We start from the raw sequence: 21,658 nt of genomic DNA, 5'->3' as shown, positions 1-21,658 counted from the left end.
CGCGCATGGAACGGCAGGTCGCCGAAGGAGAGGTCTTCGAGACGGACGTTCCGGCCCGGCTGGACCGGCTGCCCTGGGACCGCTTCCACTGGCTGATCGTCATCGCCCTTGGCATCACCTGGACCCTGGATGGGCTGGAGGTGACGCTGGTCGGCTCCCTGGCCGCCGCCATCCATGAAAGCCCCAGCCTTGCCCTGTCCGAGACGCAGGTGGGCCTCTCCGCTTCCGCCTATCTGATCGGCGCGGTGCTGGGCGCCGTCGGCTTTGGCTGGCTGACCGACCGCTGGGGCCGGCGGAAGCTCTTCTTCATCACCGTGGGGCTGTATCTGGCGGCCAGCATCGCCACCGGCTTCTCCTGGGATTTCTGGTCCTTCGCGCTGTTTCGCGCGCTGACCGGCGCCGGCATCGGCGGTGAATATGCGGCGGTGAATTCCGCCATCCAGGAGATGATCCCCGCCCGCAAGCGCGGCACGGTGGACCTGGCGGTCAACGGCACCTTCTGGGCCGGGGCGGCGCTCGGCGCGCTCTCGGCCCTGGTGGTGCTGGACCCGGCGGTGGTGGACCCCGAGATCGGCTGGCGCGCGGCCTTCATCGTCGGCGGCGCGCTGGCTTTCGTCATCATGCTGCTGCGCAAATGGGTGCCGGAAAGCCCGCGGTGGCTGATGACCCACGGCCATGCCGACAAGGCCAGCCGTATCGTGCGCGAGATCGAGGACGGCGTCGCCTCCCGCCACGGCCCGTTGCCGCCGCCGCAATACGGCCCGGTACGGCTGCGGCGGCGCGGCCATACCTCGCTGCGCGATGTCGTCCATATCATGCTGCAACGGCAACGGCAGCGCACGGTGCTGGGCGTGACACTGATGGCCTGCCAGGCCTTCTGCTACAACGCCATCTTCTTCACCTATGCGCTGGTGCTGACCAAGTTCTACGGCATCGCCTCGCATGAGGTCGGCTGGTACATCCTGCCTTTCGCGCTGGGCAACCTGATGGGGCCGCTGCTGCTGGGCCCGCTCTTCGACAGCATCGGCCGCCGGGTGATGATCACCCTGACCTATGCCGTTGCCGGCATCCTGATGGCGCTCTCCGGCTATGCCTTCCAGCAGGGGTGGCTGTCCGCCTGGGAGCAGACGCTGGCCTGGACGGTGATCTTCTTCTTTGCCTCGCCTGCCGCTTCAGCCGCCTACCTGACCGTCGGCGAGGCCTTTCCGCTGGAGATGCGCGCCATTGCCATCGCACTGTTCTACGCCTTCGGCACCGCCATCGGCGGCGTGGCCGGACCCACGCTCTTCGGCTGGCTGATCGAGAGCGGTGAGCGTGGCGATATCTTCTGGGGCTTCATGCTGGCGGCAGTCTTGATGCTGGTCGCCGCCGCCACCGAATGGCGGCTGGGCTTCGCGGCCGAGAAGAAGCCCCTGGAGGATGTCTCCGCGCCGCTGTCCCTGCATTCCGAGGAGGATAGCGCCTCCGTGCGATGAGGGTCCCGGCTGATTGATCCGGCTCCGCTGGCAAACAAAATGGCTTCACCGCAGCGCCGCCATCAGCCATAGCGCTGGGCGAGCTGTCCCGGCATCCGTGGTGTAGCAGCCCGGCTGGCGTGGCAGCCCCAGCCCCGTGAGCGGATGACAGGTTTTTCAGCATGCCTCCTGCCGCAGACAATGCCCGAACCGCCCCTGTGAAAGGCGAGGTGGCCTTTCTGTTCATCGGCGGCGCGCATCAGGTCTATCACCTGGCCCCCGCGGCGGCGGAGCTGAGCCGGCTGCTGCCGCGCTGCATCGTCACCTGTTTCACCAATGACGCCGCCACCGCCGAGGCGCTTCGCCAGGTGCGGGAGGTGCTGCATGCCCCCGAGATGCGGATCGAGAGCATCCGGCCGCCACTCTGGGGGCGGATGCTGGCAGCAGTGACGGGCCGGCGGTCCTCGCTGAAGACGCCTCTGCTCTTCTCCCTCAGCCGCCGTTTGCGGCGGGCGGTGGCGGTGGTCACGCCGGAGCGGACCTCGGCCAAGCTGCGGACCATGGGGCTGCGGGACACCCTGATGATCCATTTCCGGCATGGCGCCGGAGACCGCGCGCCGGAATCCGAGCGCCGGCAATCCGCCTTCGACCTGGTGGTGGTCCCTGGCGAGAAGGACCTGCGCCGGGCGGCGGAGAAGGGCTACCTGCCGCCCGCCAAGCTCCGGGCCGGCGGATACCTGAAGCTGGAGTTCCTCTCGCGGCTGACGCGCACCGTTCCGCCCATCTTCGATAACGATCGGCCGGTGGTGCTCTACAATCCGCACTTCGATGCCACCATTTCCTCCCTGCCGTGGGCCCGGCAGGTGATCGAGCAATTCGCCGGGCAGTCCCGCTACAACCTGGTCTTTGCACCGCATATGCGCGCGGCGGAGAACATGGACACGGCGGAGCGGGAAGCATGGCTGCGGCTGGCGCGTGACGGGCAGATCCTGGTGGACCTCGATTCTCCGCGCCTGATCGACATGAGCTATGCGCTGGCGGCCGACATCTACCTCGGCGACATGTCGAGCCAGCTTTACGAGTTCCTGGTGCGGCCGCGCCCCGTGGCCTTCCTGAACGCCCACCACGCGGCGTGGCGGGATGACCCGCGCTTCGCCGGCTGGGCGCTGGGCCAGGTGGCCGAGGCACCGGAGGATGTCATCTCCACCATCGACAGGGCGGTGGCGGGCCAGCCCGACAGGGCGGCGCGGCAGCAGGCGGCGGTGCAGGATGCCTTCGGCGACGTCCAGGGTGCGGCGCTGCGCGGGGCGCAGGTGATCGCGGCGGCGCTGGCCGACCGCGCGGCGGGACCGCATCCCGAGACTGCCGAGGCCGTCGTTGGGGCCTCCGCCTAGGGCGGCACCGCCTCGGCCTGCCGGCGCAACTGGCGGATGCAGGCGCGGGCGGCGGGCGCGGCTTCGTTGCGGCGGAAGGCCGCTGCCAGCTCAGCCTGCAACGGCGAGCCTGCGAGGGGGCGATAGGCCAGCCCCGGCAGCCGCACGCAATCCCGCAGCGAGGCCGGCACCAGCGCGACGCCCAGCCCCAGCCCGACCAATGCCACCACGGCCACCAGATCCCGTCCATGATGCGCCAGCCGGGGCGTGAAGCCGGCCTGCTGCCCGATGGCGATGGTGTGGTGGTGGAAGCCCATGCTGGTTTCGGCATCCGGGCTGATGAAGGCCTCGCCGGCCAGTGCCTCCGGGTGAACCGCTGCCTGGGCGCAGAGCGGATGATCGTCCGGCAGTGCCAGCCAGAGCGGCTCCCGCAGCAGCGGCAGGGTGGCGATGCCGTCGGGCAGCACCAGTGGCGGGCGGACGAAGCCGATATCCAGCCGGCCTTCCACCAGGGCCTCCAATTGCGGGACGCTTTCCAGTTCCTGCAGCCTGAGTTCCACCTGCGGCTGCGCCCGCCGCCACGCGGCCACGCTGGCGCCCAGCACGCCCGAAAAGGCCGCCGAGGCCGCGAAGCCCACCGATACGATGCCCCGCTCTCCACGCCCGGCCAGACGGCCGGTGCGCTCCGCGCGCTCGACCTGCGCCAGGGCGGGGCGAGCTTCACGCAGGAACAACTGGCCCGCGTCCGTCAATGCGACGCTGCGCTTGGTGCGGCGGAAGAGGCGCACGCCCAGCAGGGCCTCCAGCCCTTGCACCTGCTCCGTCAGCGCCGCTGGGGAAAGACCCAGCTTTTCCGCAGCCTGGGCGAAATGCAGCGTCTCCGCCACGGCAAGGAAGGCACGCAGATGACGCAGTTCCATGCGGCTGCCTTTCGCTAGCTGGGGAAGACAGAATTCAGCCTGACCGAATTATTTCACCGCTTCAGCCATCTGGTAGCAAGCCCTGAGGCGCGGGCATGTTGCACCGCACCCACCGGGACGACCCATGAACCAGCCTATCGCCGCGCCGCCGCTTCCCGCCGAGGCGACCATGACCACGCCGGCGGAGGCGCCTTACATCGAACGCGGCACCGCTGCCTTCCTGCGGACCAACCTGGCATTCCTGTGCGCGGGCATCGCCACCTTCGCGCTGCTTTACTGCGTGCAGCCCCTGATGCCGGTCTTTTCCGCCGAGTTCGACGTCAGCCCGGCGGCCAGCAGCCTTTCGCTGTCCCTGCCCACGGCGGCGATGGCGGTTTGCATGCTGGTAGCCAGCGCCTTGTCCGAGGCGGTGGGGCGCAAGCCGGTCATGCTGGTCTCGGTTTTCGCTTCCTCGGCCATCACGGTCGCATGCGCCTTCATGCCGGACTGGGGGTCTTTCCTGTCGCTGCGGATGGTGCAGGGCATCCTGCTGAGCGGCCTGCCCGCCGTGGCCATGGCCTTTATCGCGGAGGAAGTGCATCCGCGCTCCTCCGGCTATGCCATGGGGCTCTACATCAGCGGCTCCGCCCTGGGCGGGATGCTCGGGCGGGTGATCACCGGCCTGCTGATGGAATGGGGCGGCTGGCGGCTGGCCATCGGCGGCATCGGCGGGCTGGGGCTCCTGGCCGCGGTGATCTTCTGGCAGTGCCTGCCGCCTTCACGCCACTTCAAGGCACGCCCCCTGGCGCTGGGTGGGCTGGCGGAGAACTTCGCGCTGCACCTGCGGGACGGCGGGCTGCGCTGGCTGTTCCTGGAAGGCTTCCTGCTGATGGGCTCCTTCGTCACCGTCTACAACTACATCGGCTACCGCCTGCTGGCGCCGCCCTATTCGCTGAGCCATGCCACCGTGGGGCTGGTGTTCACGGTGTATCTGGTCGGCATCGGCAGTTCCACTTTCGTGGGCGGGCTGGCGGACCGCTTCGGACGGCGGCGGCTGCTCTGGATCGTGCTGGTGGCTATGCTTGGCGGGCTGGCGCTGATGGCCCTGCAATCCCTGGTGGCGGTGATCGCCGGGATCGCCGTGGTGACCTTCTGCTTCTTCGGCGCCCACTCCCTGTCCAGCTCCTGGGTCGGGCGGCGGGCCAGGGTGGCGCGGGCCCAGGCCTCCTCGCTCTATCTCTTCTGCTACTACATGGGCTCCAGCATCGTGGGGGTGGCGGGTGGGCTGGCCTGGTCGGCGGGCGGCTGGAGCGGCGTGACCTGGGTGGTCGGCGGCTGCCTGTTGCTGGCGCTGGTGGCGGGCTTGCGGCTGGCCCGCCTGCAACCGGTGGTGGCGGGCTGAGGCGCTATCCCCTCGGTGCCAGAAGGATAACTGCTGTGCCGGCAAGACACAGCCCGACGCCGAGAAGGTCCCAGCGGTCCGGCCGCATGCCTTCCGCGCCCCAGAGCCAGAGCAGCGAGGCCGCCACATAGACCCCGCCATAGGCCGCATAGGCGCGCCCCGCCGCATCGGTCTCTGCCCGAGTCAGCAGCCAGGCAAAGGCAATCAGCGAAACGACCCCGCCGGCCGCCCAGAGCGGGCTCCGCCCCAGGCGCAGCCAGGCCCAGAAGCCGAAGCAGCCGGCGATCTCCGCCAGCGCGGCGGCGGCATAGAGCAGAAGGGTGCGCGTCATGCCCGCAGCCTTGCCTGGGCCGCCGTGCCCCGGCAATGCCCGGCGTGGACCTGCCGCCCATTCTGCCCGATCCTGCTGCCAAGGACGCGGACCGAATCTCCGCCCCACTAGGAGGAACTGACAAGCATGACCCCGATTTCCCTCGTCGCCCCCCGGAAGCTGCTGATCGGCGGCGGGGCCCTGGCGAAGCTGCCCGCGCTGCTGGCGGAATTCGGCCTTTCCCGCCCCCTGGTCGTGACCGATCCCTGGATGGTGTCCTCCGGCACGGTGGAACGGGCGCTGGCGCCGCTGAAGGGTGCCGGCATCGCCACCAGCGTCTTTTCCGAAACCGTGCCGGACCCTACGGATACTGTGGTGCAGGCGGGCGTGGAGGCGCTGCGGGCCGGGGATTTCGACTGCCTCATCGGCTTCGGGGGCGGCAGCCCGATGGACACCGCCAAGGCCATCGCCATCCTGGCCGCCGCTGCGCCGGGCCAGAGCATGCGGGACTTCAAGGTGCCGGCCTCGGCCGACCGGGCCGCGCTGCCGGTGATCTGCGTGCCCACCACCGCCGGCACGGGCAGCGAGGCGACGCGCTTCACCATCGTCACCGACACGCAGCATGACGAGAAGATGCTGATCGCCGGCCTCGGCGCGCTGCCACTGGCCGCCGTGGTGGATTACGAACTGACCTTCAGCGTGCCTGCGCGCGTAACGGCCGATACCGGCATCGACAGCCTGACCCACGCGCTGGAAGCCTATGTCAGCGCCCGCGCCAACAGCGTTTCCGACATCTATGCCCAGGCCGCCATGCGGCTGATCGCCTCCAACCTGCGCACTGCCTATGCCGAGCCGCAGAACCGCGCCGCCCGTGCCGCCATGATGGAAGGCGCGACGCTGGCCGGGCTCGCCTTCTCCAACAGCTCCGTGGCGCTGGTGCATGGCATGAGCCGGCCGCTGGGGGCGCATTTCCATGTGCCGCACGGGCTATCCAACGCCATGCTGCTGCCTGCCATCACGGCTTTTGGCCTGGAGGCGGGCCTGCCGCGCTATGCTGAGGCCGCGCGAGTCATGGACGTCGCGCCCGCCGGGACGCCCGATGCCGAGGCCGGCGCCATGCTGCTGGACGAGTTGCGCGCGCTGAACGAGGAACTGGGCGTGCCCACGCCGCGCGCCTATGGCATCCCGCAGGACCGCTTTGACTCGCTGCTGGAACTGATGGCCGAGCAGGCGCTGGCCTCGGGCAGCCCCGGCAACAACCCGCGCGTGCCAAGCACCGCCGAGATCATCGCGCTCTACCGCGAGGTCTACGGCAACTGAGGCCTTAGCGCCGCGTCAGGTGCGCCTGCCAGGCCGAATGCCAGGCAGGCAGCGCCAGGGCGGGCAGGGGGCGGGCAATGGCATAGCCCTGCGCATGGTCCACCCCGGCGGCCGCCACGGCCTGCCAGAGCCGGGCGTTCGAGACCCCCTCGGCCGTCACGGTCATGCGGGAGGCATGCGCCAGCTTCACCAGCCGTTGCACCTCCGCCCGCGCGCGGCGGCGTGTTGGCAGGGCGGAGACGAGCATCCGGTCCAGCTTGATGCCGGAGAAAGGCAGGGACAGCAGCCAGCCGCGGTTGTCATTTATCTCCATGTCGTCGACCAGCACGGGGAAGCCCGCGCCGCGTAGCCGTTCCAGCGCGCGCCGCAGCGCCGGCCGGTCCAGCACCGGGGATGTTTCCGTCAGCTCCAGCACCAGGGCGGAAGGTGGGAAGCGCGTTGCTTCCAGCAGTTCCCGCAGCCAGACCAGCACATCCCGCTCCACCAACACGGCCAGCGGCAGGTTCAGTGCCAGGGAGGCGCCGATGCGGCCCGGGGTTCCAGCCAGTTCCGTGAAGGCGCGCCGCGCCACGGCGATGGAGAGCGCCCGGCCCAGCCCGTTACGTTCCGCCAGGGGCACGAAGGCATCGGGGCTGAGCGGCGTGTCATCAGGCCGTTGCCAGCGCGCCAGCCCCTCCAGCAGCACCAGGCGGCGGTCGGCGATGCGGACCACCGGCTGGTAGCGCACCGTGATCTCCCCCCGATGCAACCCGACCGCGAGATCCTGCGGATTGTCGGTCGGCACCTGCGCCCGGATCAGTGCCGCTTGCTGCAGGGCGCGGGCCAGTGATACCGGCTCGGCCGTGGACCAAGTAAGGCCCGGAGGAATCTGGCTATCCGCTCCGCCGCTTTGCGAAGGGTCGCCGATGACCACCATCTTGGTCTGGCCGAAGGGGTCCGAGGCCGTGGCCACCAGTGCCGGCCAGCTGGGACCGGCGGCGGAGGCCTGGCAGACGATCTGGCTGGGTGGCTCACCGGAGGAGAAGAGATGCGCCAGCACGTCGCGCCCTTCCTGCACCAGCAAAGGCGGGCGGCGCTTCAAGCCCTTGGCAGCCTTCTGGGTCGCGGAGATCACATGCGGATCACGCGCCAGCAGCAGCATTTGGGCTTCGTCCGGCTTGGCCGAACGAAAGCGCAGGGTCATGGCACATCTCCAGGGAGCCATTGCTATGTAATGCAGGCGCGGCAGTAGCGCCAAGCATTGTCTCAGTTTACGAGCATTTTCCTGTTAGATAGCCGTTACACGTAAAGGTAGTTGAAGGCAGTTTTACCTAAACAGAGATTTTTCAATTATTGTGTTGATCTATCTCATTTAACGACGCGGCCGCTGTGCCGCCCTGGCATGTGGGCCAGGGCGACTCGTTCAGCGGGATGCGGTGGCGGGGGCCGCGGCGGCCTCGGTGCCCCGGCGCAGCCGGTTCTCGCCCAGGAAGAGCAGGATCGGCGCCGCGATGAAGATAGAGGAAGAGGTCGAGGCCACGATGCCGAAGACCATGGTGATGGCGAAGCCCGACAGCGCATCCCCCCCGAACAGCGCCAGCGGCAGGGCCGAGAGCAGCAGCGTCATGGAGGTGCCGAGCGTACGGTTCAGCGTCTCGTTGATCGACTTGTCGATCAAGGTCTGCAGCGGCATCGTCTTGTACTTGCGCAGGTTCTCGCGCATCCGGTCATAGACCACGACCTTGTCGTTGACCGAGAAGCCGATGATGGTCAGCACCGCCGCCACCGTCGTCAGGTTGAACTCAATGCGCGTGACGGCCAGGAAGCCGACGACCTTGGTGATTTCCAGCAGCAGCGTGACAATGGCGCCCACTGCGAACTGCCATTCGAAGCGCGCCCAGATATAGACCATCATCGCCAGCATCGAGATGCCGAGCGCCATCAGGCTGCCGGTGAACAGCTCGCCGCTGACGCGGTTGCCCACGGCCTCGGTCCGCAGGATGCGGGTGCCGGGGGCGGCGCTTTCCAGCGCGGAGCGGACACTGCTGATGGCATTCTGGGTGGCCGCCTCGTCACCCTGCACCGGCAGGCGCAGCAGCACGTCGTTGTCGGAGCCGAACTGCTGCAACCCGACATCGCCAAGGCCGAGGCCGCTGGTCGCGTCGCGCAGGGCGCCCAGGTTGGCCGGGCCGGGGGTGCGGACCTCCATGACGATGCCGCCACGGAAGTCGATGCCCTTCTCCAGCCCGGGATAGAAGGCCAGGATCACCGAGGCGATCGACAGGAAGATCGAGAAGGCGATGCCGATCTTGCGCCCCTTCATGAAGGGGATGTTGGTGTCGTCCGGTACCAGCCGGAACAGGGGGCGTGCGAGGAACATGGGCGAAACCCCCTTACACCGGCAGCGTGCGCGGGCGGCGCGCGCGGTACCACCAGGAAACGAACAGGCGCACCAGTGTCGTGGCCGTCCACATCTGCACCACGGTGCCGATGGCGACCGTGATGGCGAAGCCGCGCACCGGGCCGGAGCCGAAGCCGTAGAGGCAGGCCATGGCGATCAGGTTGGTCAGGTTGCTGTCCATGATCGTGCCGGAAGCCTTGGTGAAGCCGGCCTCCAGCGCGCTGGCCGGCGGCTTGCCCAGGCGCGTTTCCTCACGGATGCGCTCGTTGATCAGGATATTGGCGTCCAGCGCCGTGCCGAGTGTCAGCACCACGCCGGCGATGCCTGGCAGCGTCAGCGTCGCTTCCAGCACGGAGAGCGCGGCCGCCATCAGCAGCAGGTTGACCAGCAGCGCCACATTGGCGAACCAGCCGAGCAGGCCGTAAGCCAGGCCCATATAGAGGAAGACGAAGGTCGCGCCGACGGCGAGGCTCAGCAGGCCGGCGCGGATGGCATCGGCACCCAGCTCGGGGCCGACGGTGCGCTCTTCCACCACCGTCAGCGGGGCGGGCAGGGCACCGGCGCGCAGCAGCACCGCAAGGTCGTTGGCCGAGGCGGCGTTGAAGCTGCCGCTGATCTGGCCGCTGCCGCCCGTGATGGGCTCGCGGATCACCGGGGCGGTGATGACCTTGTTGTCCAGCACCACGGCGAAGGGCCGGCCCACATTCTGCCGGGTGATCTCGGCGAAGCGGCGGGTGCCGAGGCTGTCGAAGGTGAAGTTCACCACCCATTCGCCGGTCTGCGGGTTCTGGCCGGTGCGGGCGTCGGACAGGTTGGCGCCATCCACTTCCACGCGCCGGCGCACCGCGTAGCGCTGGCCGGGCTGTTCGCCTTCCAGGAACTCGACGCCCGGCGGCGGGGTGCCGGCGCTCGGGTTGGCGTTCTCGTCCAGCAGGCGGAAGGTCATGCGGGCGGTGCGGCCCAGCAGTTCCTTGATGCGGTTCGGGTCCTCGACGCCCGGCAACTGCACCAGGATGCGGCTGTTGCCCTGACGGGCGATCAGCGCTTCTGAGGTGCCGCTCTCGTCGATGCGGCGGCGGACGATCTCGACCGACTGCTCCACGGCGGCGGAAGCGCGGGCGCGCAGGGCGGCCTCGCTGATCGTGGCGCTGACCACGCCTTCCGGCGTCACGGCGAGGTCGATGTCCGGCGCCGTGGCGCCGCCGCCGATGGCGACCGGGTTGGCCAGTTCCCGCAGCGCCGCCAATGCGGCCTCGGACTGGCCGGGGTCGCGCAGGCGGAAGGAGAGGCGGCGCTCATCCGGCTGAATGGCGAGGTTGACATAGCCGATATTGGCCTGCCGCAGCCGGGTGCGGGTGGCATCGGCCAGGCTTTCCAGGCGCTCCTTCACCACGGCCGCCGTATCGACTTCCAGCAGCAGGTAGGAGCCGCCGCGCAGGTCGAGGCCCAGCGAGATCTGCCGCGCCGGCAGCCAGGATGGGATCGATGCACGCGGAAACAGGTTGGGCAGCGTGAGAAGCACGCCCAGGAGGATGACGCCCAGAATGGCGGCGACCTTCCACCGCGCGAAGTACAGCATGGCCGGAAAGGCCCCCCAATTTAGAGGGTGCGGAACATGCTGTCCCGGGCCGCCCGACGCAAGCCACCATGCGCGCGGCGCCACACTCTGCTACACGCCGCCGCCATCGGTTGAACGGTGCGGAGGGCGCGATGCTGAAGCTGGGGATCCTGGGGGCGGGGCATTTCGGCCGCTTCCACGCGCTGAAGGCGGCCAAGGCGGCAGGCGAGGGGAAGGTCACTTTCCTGGGCCTGGCCGATGCCAGCGCCGAGCGCGCGGCGCTGGTGGCGGGGGAGGCCGGCACGCAGGTGTGGCAGACCGATGACCTGATCGCCGCCGCCGATGCGCTGATCGTCGCTGCCCCCACCGCCTTCCATTTCGATCTGGCCTCGGCGGTGCTGAAGGCCGGCAGGCATGTCTTCGTGGAAAAGCCCATCGCCGCCACACTGGAGCAGGCGGATGCGCTGGTGGCTCTGGCGGCCTCGGCTAACCGCGTGCTGCAGGTCGGGCATGTGGAGCGCTTCGGCGCCGGCTTCGCCACACTGCTCTCCTCCGGCGGCGTTGGACGGCCACTGTATGTGGAGGCGGTGCGGATCGCCCCCTTCCGGCCGCGCGGGCTGGATGTCTCCGTCGTGCTGGACCTGATGATCCATGACCTGGACCTGGTCATCTCCCTGGCCGGCGGCGCGGTGGAGGATGTGCAGGCGGTCGGCACGGCAGTCTGTTCCGATCGGGTGGATATCGCCAATGCCCGGCTGCGCTTTGCCGGCGGCGCCCAGGCGACCGTCACCGCCAGCCGCGCCAGCCTGAAGATGGAGCGCCGCCTGCGTGTCTTCGGCACCGGGGGCTATGCCAGCATCGATTTCCTGGCGCGCGAGCTGAAGCTGGTCCGCAAGGGCCAGGGCACGGCGCTGGAGCAACTGCCCGGCCATGGCATCGAGACCCTCTCCTGGCAGGACCGCGACAACCTGGAGGCCGAGCAGGCCGCCTTTGTCGAGGCCTGCACCCATGGCACCCCCGCCGTGGTGGATGGCCGCGCCGGGCGCGCCGCCCTGGATGCCGCGCTGCGGGTGGAAGCGGCGATCGGCGCTTCTCTCGCCGGGGCGGGCTTGCCCTTCGCCGCCGGCTGACTAGGCTGCGGCACGTCTCCAGGAGAGTTCCTATGTTGCTCGATAATACCGCCAAGGGCGTTTTCCCGATCGCCCCCACGCCCTTCCACCCCGATGGCCGCATCGACGAGGCCTCGGTGGACCGCATGACCGACTTCTATCTGGAATGCGGCAGCACCGGCATGACCGTGCTGGGCGTGATGGGCGAGGCCCCGAAGCTGGAGGGCGGCGAGGCCCTGGACCTGGCCAAGCGCTTCGTGAAGCGGGCTTCCTCGATTCCCGTGGTGGTGGGTGTCTCGGCACCGGGCTTCGCGGCCATGCGGGCGCTGGCGCGCGCCTCGATGGATGCCGGCGCCGCTGGCGTGATGATCGCGCCGCCGAACACCCTGCGCACCGACGACCAGATCGTCACCTACTACCGCCAGGCGGTGGAAGCGATCGGCGAGGACATTCCCTTCGTCCTGCAGGACTTCCCGCTGAACTTCACAGTGGTGATGACGCCGGGCGTGCTGCGCCGGATCATCACCGAGAATGCTTCCTGCGTCATGGTGAAGCACGAAGACTGGCCCGGCCTCGAGAAGATCTCCGCCCTGCGGAACTTCGAGAAGGACGGGATGCGCCACGTCTCCATCCTGTGCGGCAATGGCGGCGCCTTCCTGGACTTCGAGGTGGAGCGCGGCGCCGATGGCGCCATGACCGGCTATGCCTTCCCCGACATGCTGGTGGACCTGGTGAAGCTGTCTTCCTCCGGCCAGCGCGACGCGGCGCATGACCTGTTCGACGCCCACCTGCCCCTGCTGCGCTACGAGCAGCAGCCGGTGGTGGGGCTGGCGATCCGCAAGTACATCATGGCGCGCCGCGGCATCATCGCCTCCGACGCCCAGCGCAAGCCGGGCGCCGCCATGAGCGCCACGGCGAAGGCGGAGGTGGAATACCTGCTCTCCCGCGTCGCGCGCCACGACGCCCGCGCCAAGCTGGCGGCTGCCTGAGCCGGCGCGGCCGCTTCAGCGGAAGCGGCCGAAGCGCTCCAGGACCTCGATGCGATAGCCATCGGGGTCCGCGATGAAGAAGAAGCGGGCGAAGGGCCGGCCCTCATGCGGCATCTCCCGCAGCGGGCCCGGCTCCAGCCCCTCGGCCTGCATGCGGGCGTGTTCCGCCTGCAGGTCCGCCACCGCCACCGCCAGGTGGCCATAGCCGTCGCCCAGAGTGTAGGGCTCGGCCCGGCCCGCATTCACGGTCAGCTCCAGCTCGAAGTCTCCCTCTGGCGTACGGAGGTAGATCAGCGTGAAGCCATCGAAGGCAGCCCGCTCGGCGACTTCCAGCCCGAAGGCGCGGCGATAGAAATCCAGCGACCGTGCTTCTTCGAGGACGCGGATCATGCTGTGGACCAGCTTGGCCATAAGAACCTCCTGCCAGGGTGAAGAGACGGGCATTCCTTAGCCCGAGTCCCAAGGCCCGGCGACAGTTGGCGTGGCAATCCGTATCGCTCTGTGGAACTACAGGCTGTTCTCGCTGTGCGAAACCAGAGCCGGATGCCATTTCGCCTGCCAATCCAGCATCCTCTGCTGATTTTTTGTGCGCTAAACCGCCAAAGCGGTACCTCGCAGCCTTTCACCCCCGAAAAAAAAGTGGCGCCAATTCTGCCGGGATGCTGCCATGCGGTTGCAACCTGCTGGTTGTGGTGACGCCGCTGTCCAGGCGGCCATGCGGAAACCACCTGTGCTCGCCCGACCCGAAAAAGCGGCCCCTGCCGCTGGCTCTGTTCCGGAGACCCGTCATGACCCCGACACGCCGTGCCTTTCTCACCGCCGGTGCCGCCCTGCCGTTTCTCCGTGGTCCGGCGCGGGCACAGCCGGCGGATGGCACGCTGCGCTTCGGGCTCTCGGCCTACCCGCCCAACCTGCAACCCTGGGTCAGCACGGGCGGCGCCGCTGGTACGGTGAAGATGCTGCTTCACCGCCGCCTGATCTCCTACAACGCCAAGGGCGAGTTGCGGGGGGAACTGGCGGAATCCTGGTCGCGTGATCCGGCCGACGGGGCCTGGGTCTTCAAGCTGCGCCCGAACGCGACGTTCCAGAATGGGGAGCCGGTCACCTCCACCGATATCCGCTGGAATGTCGAACAGATCGGCGGTGAGAAATCGACCGCCTATATGCGCGCGCAGTTCCAGGCCGTGGAGTGGATCGAGACCCCGGACCCGCACACCATCCGCTTCCATACCCGGCAGCCGGTGGCAGCCTTTCCGGACTGGTTCGCCGGCTACAACATGGGGCTGATCTGGCACAGGTCGGAAGCGCGCGAGCCGGTTGGCGCCGGTCCCTTCCGCATCGCCGCGCAGGAACGCGGCAGTTCCATCACCTTGGAAGCGGTGCCGAATCACTGGCAGGGCCTGCCCAAGATCAGGACTGTCAACATGGTCGTCTATGCCGACGAGAACCTGCGCGCGGCGGCGCTGCAGTCCGGCGACGTGGACATGATCGAATATGTGCCCTGGCAGGCCATGTCCGCCGTGGAGGCCGACCCGCGCCTGAAGCTGGACGCCACCACCGGCCCTTTCATGGACATCCTGTTCAATGGCTCCAAGGGGCCTTTCTCGGACCCTCGCGTCCGCCGCGCGGTGGCACATGCCATCCGGCGTGAGGAGATCGTGAAGGCGGCCTTCTTCGGCCGCGGCGCGGTGCTGGAAGGTGTGCCGATGGTGCAGGACACACCCTGGTACGACGCCGAACTGGCGAAGGGCTGGGCCTATGATCCCGAGCGGTCCAAGGCGTTGTTGAGCGAGGCCGGCTTCGCCAACGGCTTTCAGACAACGCTGCTCTCCACCGCGCAATACGGCATGCACAAGGACACGGCGGAGGTGGTGCAGCAGCATCTGGCCGCCATCGGCATCCAGTGCGAGCTGCGCCTGCCGGACTGGTCCACCCGCGTCAGCCAGGGACAGCGCGGCCAGTATGAGATGGCCATCCACGGCGTCTCTGCGGATAGCAACGACCCGGATGGGCTGACGCCGATCTTCGACACCACGCTCTCCCCATCCCATGGCCGGTCCTTCGCCCTGCAGGCGCCGCGCACGGTTGCCGCCCTGGCCAAGGGGCGCGGGGAATTCGACCAGGCCAAACGCATCGAAGCCTACAAGGAATTCCAGCGCGCCGCGCTGGAGGAGGTACCATTGGTCACGCTCGCCTGGCGCAGCCAGGGCTATGCCATGGACAGGAAGGTCAAGGGCTTCACCAACCTGCCCGGCGCCCTCAGCACCCTGTCCGGCGCCATGCTCGAAGAAGCGTATCTCGGCTGATGCGCTGGCTCCTGCGCCGGATCGGCATCTCCCTCGCGCTGGCCTGGATCGTGGCCACCATTGTTTTCATGACCCTGCACATGGTGCCGGGCGACCCCGCGGAGATCCTGCTCTCCACCGGCGGCGTCTCGCCTGACCCGGCGGCGGTGGCGGAACTGCGGGAGCGGCTGGGGCTCGACCAGCCGCTGCTGGACCAGTACGGCCATTTCCTGCTGGGGCTGACGCGTGGCGACCTCGGCGTCTCACTGGTCGATGAATACCCCGTGCTGGACGAGATCGCGCTGCGCCTGCCGCGCACGCTGGAACTCATCCTGGCCGGCACGCTGATCGCGGTGGTGATCGCCATCCCCGCCGGCACCTATGCGGCGCTGCACCGGGGCGGGCTCTTCGACCGCATCGCCTCGGGCGCGGCGGCGCTGCTGCTGGCTGTGCCGGTCTTCGTGGTCGGCACCGTGCTGGTGCTGGTGCTGGCGCAGATCCTGCGCATCATGCCCGCGGGCGGCTATGTGCCGCTGGCGCAGAATCCCTGGCAGCACCTGACGCTTCTCGCACTGCCATCCCTCGCCATCGCCAAGGGGCTGGCGGCGGTGGTCTTCCGCATGACCCGCGCCTCGGTGCTGGACGCGCTGAGCCGCGACTATGTGCGCACCGCGCACGCCAAGGGCATCTCGCCCACCCGCGTGCTGGTGAAGCATGTGGTGCGCAACGCGCTGACGCCGGTGCTGACAGTGCTGGGCCTGCACATGGGCACGCTGCTCGGCGGTACGGTGCTGGTGGAATATGTCTTCAACTGGCCAGGCCTTTCCACGCCGCTGCTGCGCGCGGTGGAGGCGCGGGACTACCCGATGGTCGTCGGCATCGTGCTGACCATCTCGGGCCTGTTCCTGCTGATCAACCTGATCATGGACCTGCTCTACGCCGCCCTCGATCCGCGGATCCGCACGGCATGAAGAAGCTCTGGATTCCGGGCGCGATCGTCGCGCTCATCATTCTGCTGGCCATCGCCGCGCCTATCCTGGGGCTGGCGGACCCGGTGCGGCAGGACATCGCGAACCGCCTCGCCGGGCCCATGGCCGGCTCGCCGCTGGGGCGGGATGAATTCGGCCGCGACGTGCTGTCCCGCCTCATCTGGGGCGCGCGCACCAGCCTGGGCGTCGCCTTCGCCTCCGCCATCATCGCGGGCGTCATCGGCACCGCCTTCGGGCTGATCGGCGGCTGGTTCCGTGGCCTGGGCGAGATCCTGACCGTGCGAAGCATGGACATCATCCTGTGCTTCCCGCCCGTGCTGCTGGCCCTGCTGGTGGTGACGCTGATGGGGCCGGGCGCGGGCACGCTGATCCTGGTGCTCTCGGTGCTCTACCTGCCGGGCTTCGCGCGCGTGACCTATGCCGAGGTGCTCTCCGCCCGCAGCCTGGATTATGTCGAGGCGGTGCGTGCCCTGGGGGCGCCGACCTGGCGCATCCTGTTCCGCACCGTGCTGCCCAATGTGGCCGGGCCGGTGTTGGTGCAGCTTTCGCTGGCCGTCGCCTCGGCGGTGGTGCTGGAAAGCGGGCTGTCCTTCCTGGGCCTGGGCGTGGTGCCGCCGGCACCTTCCTGGGGCCTGATGATCCGCGGGGCGCGCGCCACGATGGAACAGGCGCCGATGCTGCTGCTCTGGCCCTGTGCGGCGCTGACGCTGACCATCCTGGCCATGAACCTGCTTTGTGACGGGCTGCGCGACGCGGTGGACCCGCGCACGCCCGCCGGGCGCCGCAGGCTCCGCCTGGTGGACCGCGTGTTCCCCGGACTGGTGCCGGCCCCCGCGCCGCGCAGCGATGCGGTGCTGGAGGTGCAGAACCTGACGGTGGAGATCGCCACCCCGCGTGGGCCGATCCGCCCGGTGCAGGATGTCTCGCTCTCCGTCCGGGCCGGGGAGACCCTGGCCATCGTGGGCGAGAGCGGTTCCGGCAAGTCGGTCACCGCCACCGCCGTGATGGGCCTGCTGCCGCCGGTGGCGGTGCCGGTGGAAGGCCATGCCTGGCTGGGCGGCAAGGACGTGCTGCGGCTGAGCGAGCCGGAGATGCGCGCCCTGCGCGGCGGACCCATGGCCATGGTGTTCCAGGACCCGATGAGCAGCCTGAACCCGGTGCATACCGTGGGCGCGCAGGTGGTGGAGGCGATCCAGGCGCACCAGAAGATCTCCTCGGCCGAGGCCTGGGCCAAGGCGGAGGAGTTGTTCAAGCGCGTCGGCATCGCCGATCCGGCCAAGCGGCTGCGGGTTTATCCGCATGAGATGTCTGGCGGCATGCGGCAGCGCGTGATGATCGCCATGGGCATCGCCAACAACCCGAAGCTGCTGATCTGCGACGAGCCGACCACGGCGCTCGACGTGACGGTGCAGGCGCAGATCCTGGACCTGCTGAACGACCTGAAGCGCGAGACCGGCATGGCGATGATCTTCATCACCCACAGTCTGGGCGTGGTGTCCGAGATCGCGGACCGGGTGGCGGTGATGTATGCCGGGCAGGTGGTGGAGCAGGGCCGGGTCGAGGAAGTCTTCGGCAACCCGCTGCACCCCTATACCCGCGCCCTGCTGGCCGCCGTGCCGGAAGGCGAGGAACCGCCGCTGGGCATTCCGGGCATCGTGCCGCCGCCGCACAACTTCCCGGTCGGCTGCCGCTTTGCGCCGCGTTGCCGTTTCGCCACCGCCGCCTGCGAAGCCGCGCCGCCGCCGCTGGAGGCTATCCGCGCGGAGCGGCAGGTGCGCTGCATCCGCTGGCATGAACTGACGCCCACGGAGGCCGTGGCATGAACGCGCCGCTGATCGAAGCTGTCGGTCTTTCCAAGACCTTTCCCGGCAAGGGGCTGTTCCGCAAGGGAAGGCCGGTACAGGCGGTGAAGCATATCGATGCTTCCGTTGCGCGCGGGGAAGCCGTGGGCGTGGTGGGCGAAAGCGGCTCCGGCAAGAGCACGCTGGGCCGCATGATGCTGGGGTTGATGCCGGCGACCGAGGGCAGCGTCCGCTTCGACGGCAAGCTGGTGAACGACGCCTCCCGCGCCGAATGGCGGCGGCTGCGGCGGCGGATGCAGATCGTGTTCCAAGACCCCTATGGCAGCCTGGACCCGCGCCGCCGCGTCGGCGACCAGATCGCCGACGGCATCTCCATCCACGGCCTGCTGCCAAGCCGGAAGCGGGAGCGGCGGGTGGCGGAACTGCTGAACAAGGTGGGGCTCGACCCCGCCCATGCGCAGCGCTTCCCGCACGAATTCTCCGGCGGCCAGCGGCAGCGCATCGGCATCGCGCGGGCGCTGTCCACCGGGCCGGACTTCCTGGTGGCGGATGAGCCGGTCTCGGCGCTGGATGTCTCCATCCAGGCGCAGGTCATCCAGTTGCTAGGCGAGCTGCGGCGGGACCTGGGCCTGGCGATGCTCTTCATCAGCCACGACCTGCCGGTGGTCGCCAATCTCTGCGACCGGGTGATCGTGATGTATCTAGGGCGGGTGATGGAGGAAGGCACGGCGCGCAGCGTCTTCGCGCGCCCGGTCCACCCCTATACCCGTGCCTTGCTTTCCGCCACGCCGATGCTGGACCCGGCGCGGCGGGCCAGGCGCATCCTGTTGCAGGGCGACCCGCCCAGCCCCTCGAACCCGCCCTCCGGCTGCGTTTTCCGCACGCGCTGCGCCCATGCGCGCGACGCCTGCGCGGAGGTGGTGCCGGAACTGCGGCCCTTCGGCGATGCGGGAACACGCGTCGCCTGCATCCGGGCGGAAGAGATCGCCTGATCCGCCGGGCCCTCAACGAAAAGAACGGAGTGAAGACTGGTGGCTGCACTGACCAAGCCCAAGGTTCACATGGGCACGCTGACCGGTGGGGAGGGGCGCGAAGCCTTCGCCAAGAACCCGATCATTCTGCTGCCCATGGGTAGCCACGAGGACCAGGGGCCGCATGCGCCCATGGGCGACTACCTGCTGGCCGAGAAGGTGGCGGAGCTCGCCGCCATCCGCGCCACCGAGGCCGGCACGCCGACCTATGTGGCACCGGTGCTGCCCTTCGGCGGCGCCGACTGGTTCGGTCCGATGATCGGCGGCATCGCCATCAGCCAGGCGACGCTGGCCAGCGTCATCACCGACATGGTGGCCAGCCTGCACCGCAATGGCCTGACGCGCATCGTCGTCATCAACGGCCATGGCGGCAATGTCGGCCCGATCGCCGAGGTGGCCCGCACGCTGTGGCAGGAGAAGAAGGTGGTGCTGCCGAGCCTCTACCTCTGGCGCATCAGCTACGGCCTGTTGCCGGGCCTGATTGGCGCCGAGAAGGCCAAGGCGGTCTCCGGCCATGGCGCGGACCCGCTGACTAGCATCGGCATGCATCTCTTTCCCGAACTGATCCGCAAGGACCTGATCCCGGAAGGCAAGTCGCTGAAGAAGGACAGCATCCTGGGCCTGCCCTATACGGGCCTCGGCACCGCCAGCTTCAATGGCGCCGAGATCGGCCTGCCGATGGAATACGACGATACCTATCACGATGGCGTCGCCCAAGGTGACCCGAAGCTTTGCTCGGCCGAGACCGGACAGGCGCTGGTGGAGAAGCTGACGGATATCGTCGCCCGCTTCGCCGCGCATTTCGCCAGCAAGGTGCCGGCGTAGCGCCCTAGCGGCGGGCCGGCAGCGCGGCGGCGATGGTGAGTGCCAGCGCCGCCGCGCAAAGCCACCAGTTCTGCCAGACACCGAAGCTGGCGAAGAAGGTGACGAAGCCCGAGGCCAGGGCACCGGCCGCCGCGGCGGGCACGGCGCAGCGTGCCGCCGCCAGCCCCAGCATCAGCAGGGCCAGGGCTGCCAGCGTGGCGCCGATCCATCCCAGTTCCAGCCGGATCTGCAGCGGGCCGTTATGCGGGTGCAGCGGCAGCAGCCGCAGTTGCGGCTGGGTGAACCAGATCCGCAGATTGGGGTCTGTCACGCCGAGGCGCAGCGGGTCCGGCCTGGCCTCGCCACCGGGAAGGATGCGGGCGGATTCCATGCCCCAGCCGGTCAGCGGCTTCTCGGCCGCGCGGCCCAGGGCGAAATCCCAGATCAGCAGCCGATGGATGCCGGAAGGCGGTAGCCGCTCCACCCGCGGCCCCATGATGCCGATGGCAGGCGCCAGCAGGGCAGGTGTGGCCAGCAAAACGGTCGCCAGCGCCACGGCGACCACCTGCGGCATGCGGCGCGGCGCGAGCGCCACGGCGCCAGCCACCAGCACGCCCGCCAGCGCCGCCAGTTTGGCGGTGTCTCCGGGAAGGACCAGCAGAACCGCGAGGCCAAGCAGCAGCGCACCCACCCGCCACCGTGGTGCCAGGGAGGCGCCCGCCAGCAGCGGCAGCAGCAAGGCCATCACGGATGCGGCCGGCTTCAGGCCGAAGGCGAGGCTGGCCGGGGCTTCATGCAGCCCCCGGACTCCGGCGCGCAGGGCATTGCCGCTGAGATGGTCGAACAAGGCGGCAGCCAGCCCGATGCCGAGGCCGATCAGCACCGCGCCGCCCAGCTTGCGGCGCTGCTCCGGCGCATCCTGCGCGGCAGCGCGGGCGGCCGCGCCGGCCAGCAGCACCATGCCGACCACCGACAGGCCTTCGGAGAAGCTGCGGCGGGGATCGATGGCCCAGAGGGCCGAGAGCGTTCCCCAGCCGGCCAGCGCCATGCCGGCCCAGAAGGCGGCGCCACGCGGCCAAGGCCAGGCGCCCTGGCGCAGGCGTGCCAGCAGGATGCACCCCACCAGGGCCAGCAGCCCCAAAGGCGTCATGGCCTTGGACTGCAGCACGGCGGCGAAGGGCGCGACCAGCGCGGCGATCGCCAGGGGGAAGGTCGGGGCGCGCCAGTCGATGGAAGCGCCGTGCTGAACCTGCGGGGTCATGCCAAGGCCTTAGGGCAATTCCGCCGCGCCCGGAACCGCCGCCTGGTTGCGGCGGAAGCCGCTGCGGGACATAGCGGGAGCGGCACAGGGGCGGGATGCGCATGAACAAGCGGGAATGGGGCAGGGCCGGGCTTGCCATGCTGGGCATCGCCGTTGCGATGGCGGCAATCGAGCTGGCCATGGGGCGCGTGCCCATCTGCACCTGCGGCACCATCGATCTGTGGCATGGAGAGGTGAACAGCGCCGGCAATTCCCAGCACCTCAGCGACTGGTACACGCCTTCCCACATCGTCCATGGGCTGTTGTTCTATGCCGCCGCGCGCTGGCTGCTGCCGGGGAGGAGCCTGCCCTTGCGCGCCGTGCTGGCCACGCTGGTCGAGGCGGCCTGGGAGGTGGTGGAGAATACCCCCGCCGTGATCGGCCGCTACCGCGATGCCACCATCGCGCTGGGCTACAATGGCGACAGCGTAGTGAATTCCCTGGCCGATCTTGTGGCCATGCTGCTGGGCTTCGCGCTTGCGGCACGCCTACCGGTCTGGGCCTCGGTGCTGCTGGTGCTGGCGCTGGAACTGGCCGCGCTGCTGGCGATCCGCGACAACCTGACACTGAATGTCCTGATGTTGCTGTGGCCGAACGACGCCGTCCGCAACTGGCAGGCTGGCTGAAAGCATCCTAGCTTCCGCCCCGAGAAG

General features: G+C 69.2%; 19 protein-coding genes. 12 read left to right on the top strand and 7 right to left on the bottom strand.

Going from position 1 to position 21,658, the window contains the following annotated elements; translation table 11 throughout:
• The first annotated feature begins 5 nt into the window (after positions 1–5).
• Both EBE87_RS08130 and EBE87_RS28960 read left to right on the top strand, forming a co-directional pair.
• Positions 6–1,475, top strand: coding sequence for an MFS transporter (locus tag EBE87_RS08130; protein WP_199707095.1), 1,470 nt, complete (start codon positions 6–8; stop codon positions 1,473–1,475).
• Positions 1,476–1,636: 161 nt separating this feature from the next.
• Positions 1,637–2,848, top strand: a complete 1,212-nt coding sequence (locus EBE87_RS28960) for a hypothetical protein (RefSeq protein WP_158600803.1) — start codon at positions 1,637–1,639, stop codon at positions 2,846–2,848.
• Here the strand turns inward: EBE87_RS28960 and EBE87_RS08120 are convergent.
• A complete protein-coding gene (locus EBE87_RS08120; protein WP_120636716.1) occupies positions 2,845–3,747 on the bottom strand; it encodes a LysR substrate-binding domain-containing protein in 903 nt (300 codons plus the stop codon). The genes EBE87_RS28960 and EBE87_RS08120 overlap by 4 nt on opposite strands.
• 124 nt (positions 3,748–3,871) lie before the next feature.
• On the opposite strand from EBE87_RS08120, the gene EBE87_RS08115 reads away from it, so the two are divergent.
• Complete coding sequence (locus tag EBE87_RS08115) at positions 3,872–5,128, top strand: MFS transporter (protein WP_233553032.1); 1,257 nt, start codon at positions 3,872–3,874, stop codon at positions 5,126–5,128.
• Positions 5,129–5,132: 4 nt separating this feature from the next.
• On the opposite strand, the gene EBE87_RS08110 is transcribed toward EBE87_RS08115, so the two are convergent.
• A complete protein-coding gene (locus EBE87_RS08110) occupies positions 5,133–5,459 on the bottom strand; it encodes a YnfA family protein (RefSeq protein WP_120636715.1) in 327 nt (108 codons plus the stop codon).
• A 126-nt stretch (positions 5,460–5,585) separates the two neighbouring features.
• Here EBE87_RS08110 and EBE87_RS08105 point away from each other — a divergent pair, with 126 nt between their 5' ends.
• Positions 5,586–6,758: an iron-containing alcohol dehydrogenase gene (locus EBE87_RS08105; protein WP_120636714.1), complete on the top strand. Its 1,173-nt coding sequence runs from the start codon at positions 5,586–5,588 to the stop codon at positions 6,756–6,758.
• Positions 6,759–6,762: 4 nt separating this feature from the next.
• On the opposite strand, the gene EBE87_RS08100 is transcribed toward EBE87_RS08105, so the two are convergent.
• The 3 genes from EBE87_RS08100 to secD form a co-directional block, all read right to left on the bottom strand.
• Complete coding sequence (locus EBE87_RS08100) at positions 6,763–7,941, bottom strand: EAL domain-containing protein (RefSeq protein ID WP_158600802.1); 1,179 nt, start codon at positions 7,939–7,941, stop codon at positions 6,763–6,765.
• 219 nt (positions 7,942–8,160) lie between these two features.
• Positions 8,161–9,117 (bottom strand): protein translocase subunit SecF, encoded by a 957-nt coding sequence (secF, locus tag EBE87_RS08095; protein ID WP_199707092.1) that lies wholly within the window; start codon positions 9,115–9,117, stop codon positions 8,161–8,163.
• A 13-nt stretch (positions 9,118–9,130) separates the two neighbouring features.
• Positions 9,131–10,717 carry a protein translocase subunit SecD gene (gene secD / locus EBE87_RS08090; RefSeq protein ID WP_120636712.1) on the bottom strand — a complete coding sequence of 529 codons (1,587 nt, stop codon included), beginning with the start codon at positions 10,715–10,717 and terminating at the stop codon, positions 9,131–9,133.
• A gap of 131 nt (positions 10,718–10,848) precedes the next feature.
• On the opposite strand from secD, the gene EBE87_RS08085 reads away from it, so the two are divergent.
• Together EBE87_RS08085 and EBE87_RS08080 are read left to right on the top strand one after the other, a co-directional pair.
• Positions 10,849–11,826: a Gfo/Idh/MocA family protein gene (locus tag EBE87_RS08085; protein WP_120636711.1), complete on the top strand. Its 978-nt coding sequence runs from the start codon at positions 10,849–10,851 to the stop codon at positions 11,824–11,826.
• Between the two features lie 32 nt (positions 11,827–11,858).
• Positions 11,859–12,794, top strand: coding sequence for a dihydrodipicolinate synthase family protein (locus EBE87_RS08080; RefSeq protein WP_120636710.1), 936 nt, complete (start codon positions 11,859–11,861; stop codon positions 12,792–12,794).
• Between the two features lie 15 nt (positions 12,795–12,809).
• Here the strand turns inward: EBE87_RS08080 and EBE87_RS08075 are convergent, their stop codons facing one another.
• A complete protein-coding gene (locus EBE87_RS08075) occupies positions 12,810–13,205 on the bottom strand; it encodes a VOC family protein (RefSeq protein WP_120636709.1) in 396 nt (131 codons plus the stop codon).
• 377 nt (positions 13,206–13,582) lie between these two features.
• Here EBE87_RS08075 and EBE87_RS08070 point away from each other — a divergent pair, with 377 nt between their 5' ends.
• The 5 genes from EBE87_RS08070 to EBE87_RS08050 are packed head-to-tail and all read left to right on the top strand — an operon-like array spanning position 13,583 to position 19,726.
• Positions 13,583–15,100: an ABC transporter substrate-binding protein gene (locus EBE87_RS08070; RefSeq protein ID WP_120636708.1), complete on the top strand. Its 1,518-nt coding sequence runs from the start codon at positions 13,583–13,585 to the stop codon at positions 15,098–15,100.
• Positions 15,100–16,050 carry an ABC transporter permease gene (locus EBE87_RS08065; RefSeq protein ID WP_120636707.1) on the top strand — a complete coding sequence of 317 codons (951 nt, stop codon included), beginning with the start codon at positions 15,100–15,102 and terminating at the stop codon, positions 16,048–16,050. The genes EBE87_RS08070 and EBE87_RS08065 overlap by 1 nt, the downstream gene beginning before the upstream one ends.
• Positions 16,047–17,891, top strand: coding sequence for a dipeptide/oligopeptide/nickel ABC transporter permease/ATP-binding protein (locus EBE87_RS08060; protein ID WP_120636706.1), 1,845 nt, complete (start codon positions 16,047–16,049; stop codon positions 17,889–17,891). The genes EBE87_RS08065 and EBE87_RS08060 overlap by 4 nt, the downstream gene beginning before the upstream one ends.
• Entirely contained in the window at positions 17,888–18,862 is a 975-nt protein-coding gene (locus EBE87_RS08055; protein ID WP_120636705.1) for an ABC transporter ATP-binding protein, read from the top strand. The genes EBE87_RS08060 and EBE87_RS08055 overlap by 4 nt, the downstream gene beginning before the upstream one ends.
• Before the next feature lie 39 nt (positions 18,863–18,901).
• A complete protein-coding gene (locus EBE87_RS08050; RefSeq protein ID WP_233553030.1) occupies positions 18,902–19,726 on the top strand; it encodes a creatininase family protein in 825 nt (274 codons plus the stop codon).
• 4 nt (positions 19,727–19,730) lie between these two features.
• Here EBE87_RS08050 and EBE87_RS08045 read toward each other — a convergent pair whose 3' ends face one another.
• A complete protein-coding gene (locus EBE87_RS08045; RefSeq protein ID WP_120636704.1) occupies positions 19,731–20,966 on the bottom strand; it encodes an O-antigen ligase family protein in 1,236 nt (411 codons plus the stop codon).
• A 101-nt stretch (positions 20,967–21,067) separates the two neighbouring features.
• On the opposite strand from EBE87_RS08045, the gene EBE87_RS08040 reads away from it, so the two are divergent.
• A complete protein-coding gene (locus EBE87_RS08040; protein WP_233553028.1) occupies positions 21,068–21,631 on the top strand; it encodes a DUF2585 domain-containing protein in 564 nt (187 codons plus the stop codon).
• The last annotated feature ends 27 nt before the right edge of the window (positions 21,632–21,658 follow it).

Origin of the sequence: Teichococcus wenyumeiae, assembly GCF_003696345.1 — a bacterium.
GTDB lineage: Bacteria > Pseudomonadota > Alphaproteobacteria > Acetobacterales > Acetobacteraceae > Pseudoroseomonas > Pseudoroseomonas wenyumeiae.
Note: the sequence above shows the minus strand (reverse complement) of the source record. Positions and strands in the feature narration are given on the sequence as shown.

Excerpts from the sequence above, each read along its gene's own strand:
- EBE87_RS08130 (WP_199707095.1), top strand. The coding sequence starts at position 6 with ATGGAACGGCAGGTCGCCGAAGGAGAGGTCTTCGAGACGGACGTTCCG.
- EBE87_RS28960 (WP_158600803.1), top strand. The coding sequence starts at position 1,637 with ATGCCTCCTGCCGCAGACAATGCCCGAACCGCCCCTGTGAAAGGCGAG.
- EBE87_RS08120 (WP_120636716.1), bottom strand. The coding sequence starts at position 3,747 with ATGGAACTGCGTCATCTGCGTGCCTTCCTTGCCGTGGCGGAGACGCTG.
- EBE87_RS08115 (WP_233553032.1), top strand. The coding sequence starts at position 3,872 with ATGAACCAGCCTATCGCCGCGCCGCCGCTTCCCGCCGAGGCGACCATG.
- EBE87_RS08110 (WP_120636715.1), bottom strand. The coding sequence starts at position 5,459 with ATGACGCGCACCCTTCTGCTCTATGCCGCCGCCGCGCTGGCGGAGATC.
- EBE87_RS08105 (WP_120636714.1), top strand. The coding sequence starts at position 5,586 with ATGACCCCGATTTCCCTCGTCGCCCCCCGGAAGCTGCTGATCGGCGGC.
- EBE87_RS08100 (WP_158600802.1), bottom strand. The coding sequence starts at position 7,941 with ATGACCCTGCGCTTTCGTTCGGCCAAGCCGGACGAAGCCCAAATGCTG.
- secF (WP_199707092.1), bottom strand. The coding sequence starts at position 9,117 with ATGTTCCTCGCACGCCCCCTGTTCCGGCTGGTACCGGACGACACCAAC.
- secD (WP_120636712.1), bottom strand. The coding sequence starts at position 10,717 with ATGCTGTACTTCGCGCGGTGGAAGGTCGCCGCCATTCTGGGCGTCATC.
- EBE87_RS08085 (WP_120636711.1), top strand. The coding sequence starts at position 10,849 with ATGCTGAAGCTGGGGATCCTGGGGGCGGGGCATTTCGGCCGCTTCCAC.
- EBE87_RS08080 (WP_120636710.1), top strand. The coding sequence starts at position 11,859 with ATGTTGCTCGATAATACCGCCAAGGGCGTTTTCCCGATCGCCCCCACG.
- EBE87_RS08075 (WP_120636709.1), bottom strand. The coding sequence starts at position 13,205 with ATGGCCAAGCTGGTCCACAGCATGATCCGCGTCCTCGAAGAAGCACGG.
- EBE87_RS08070 (WP_120636708.1), top strand. The coding sequence starts at position 13,583 with ATGACCCCGACACGCCGTGCCTTTCTCACCGCCGGTGCCGCCCTGCCG.
- EBE87_RS08065 (WP_120636707.1), top strand. The coding sequence starts at position 15,100 with ATGCGCTGGCTCCTGCGCCGGATCGGCATCTCCCTCGCGCTGGCCTGG.
- EBE87_RS08060 (WP_120636706.1), top strand. The coding sequence starts at position 16,047 with ATGAAGAAGCTCTGGATTCCGGGCGCGATCGTCGCGCTCATCATTCTG.
- EBE87_RS08055 (WP_120636705.1), top strand. The coding sequence starts at position 17,888 with ATGAACGCGCCGCTGATCGAAGCTGTCGGTCTTTCCAAGACCTTTCCC.
- EBE87_RS08045 (WP_120636704.1), bottom strand. The coding sequence starts at position 20,966 with ATGACCCCGCAGGTTCAGCACGGCGCTTCCATCGACTGGCGCGCCCCG.
- EBE87_RS08040 (WP_233553028.1), top strand. The coding sequence starts at position 21,068 with ATGAACAAGCGGGAATGGGGCAGGGCCGGGCTTGCCATGCTGGGCATC.